Origin of the sequence: Cupriavidus sp. YAF13 (assembly GCF_052113425.1) — a bacterium.
GTDB lineage: Bacteria > Pseudomonadota > Gammaproteobacteria > Burkholderiales > Burkholderiaceae > Cupriavidus.
On record NZ_JBFRDD010000139.1, the window covers coordinates 1 to 1,448 of the forward strand.

2 protein-coding genes are annotated in these 1,448 nt (G+C 60.5%); one reads left to right on the forward strand and one right to left on the reverse strand.

What is annotated here, in order from left to right; translation table 11 throughout:
• On the forward strand, window positions 1-257 hold a 257-nt coding region (locus AB4061_RS40500; protein ID WP_441641647.1), incomplete at its 5' end, for a hypothetical protein.
• A gap of 34 nt (window positions 258-291) precedes the next feature.
• Here the strand turns inward: AB4061_RS40500 and AB4061_RS40505 are convergent.
• Window positions 292-1,365, reverse strand: coding sequence for an IS110 family transposase (locus AB4061_RS40505; RefSeq protein WP_441641648.1), 1,074 nt, complete (start codon window positions 1,363-1,365; stop codon window positions 292-294).
• Window positions 1,366-1,448: the final 83 nt, after the last annotated feature.

The following is a 1,448-nucleotide window of genomic DNA, read 5'->3' on the forward strand; positions in this document are numbered from 1 at the left end:
TTGGTTACTTATATGAACGCGCCCCGGTTTGCCAGGTAAATCATCTCATGATGCTCGGCGAGGATTTGGTTGCAGCCTTATATCCGGCCTCATGCAGGTCAAGCCTGCGGGCCCCTATGGAATTCGCCAAGAGCGGCCCTCGTCTTTTCAGCGTGCTCGAAGCACTTGTAACCGATCAGGGTCTCGTTCTTGCGGTCCAACCTGTCTTGCCATCACTTCACGTCTACCCGCGCAACCTGCTAGTCGAGTTCAATTAACCTGCTTCAATAGCCGCAGCTAGGGCTGCTGTGCCTACGGTTTTGGTAGGCGCAGATGCCCTAGCGCGGAATCCGCCATTTGCCTGGCCCTCTCCGCTTTCTTCAATTCGTGGTCTCTTTCATACGGCTCCTTGCCCCTCAGCACCGCCCAGGCAATTCTCGCCGCCTTGTTCGCCATCGCCACCACCGTCACGTTGGTCGGGCGTCGGCGCGCCAGCTGGTCGCACCAAGTCCCTTTGTCCTTGGCCCGGAACAGGACTGCCCTGGCACCGTGGATCAGCAGCATGCGCAGGTAACGGTCTCCGCGTTTGCTAATCGCCCCCAGTTGCACCTTGCCCCCAGTGCCACGCTGGCGCGGCACCAGCCCCAGGTAGGCCGACAGTTGCCGCCCCGATTCGAAGCCCTGCGCATCGCCAATCGTCGCTAGCATCGCCGTGGCCGTGAGCATGCCAATCCCCGGAATCGCCATCAGTTGCTCGCACGCCGGCTGCGTTTGGGACCAGGCCTTGATCTGTCCTTCCAACTGCTCAATGCCTTTGTCTAGCCGACCGATCAGCTCGAACTGTTCGCGCAACGCCTCGAAGACCCTCGCCGGCACGTCGTCCTCCACTTCGGCCAGCCTCTCGCTCATCTCCGCCAGACCTGCCTGACGCCCCCTCTTGAAGCTCAAGCCAAACTCATAGAGCGCGCCGCGCAAAGCGTTGATCATCATGGTGCGCATCTTGATGTGCTGCTCTCGCATCCGATGCAACACCAGCGTGGCCTGCTGCTCCACTGTCTTCGGCGTCACTGTCGGCATGCCCGGCTGTTGCGCCGCCGTCCAGATCGCGCGCGCATCCGCGGCGTCAGTCTTGTTGGTTTGCACGAACGGGCGGACGTATTTCGCATGCAGCAGTTTCACCTCATAGCCCATCTCGAGGAGCTTGCGGGCCCACCAGTGCCCGCTGCCGCAGGCCTCCAGCGCCACGCGCCCTTTGTGCTGAGCTAGAAACTCGATCAGCTTTTGACGCTGGAATCGCCGGTTGTGAATCTCGCCAGTCTCAGGGTCAACCCAGTACAGCTGGAACACATGCTTTGCAATATCCAGCCCAAATGTCATAGCATTCATTTCGGGTCCCTCCGTTCCTGTAGTGGTGGTGACATCTTCCACTCTGGCACATTGCGATGCCGTTCGGTCTGGAGGCCCCCCCC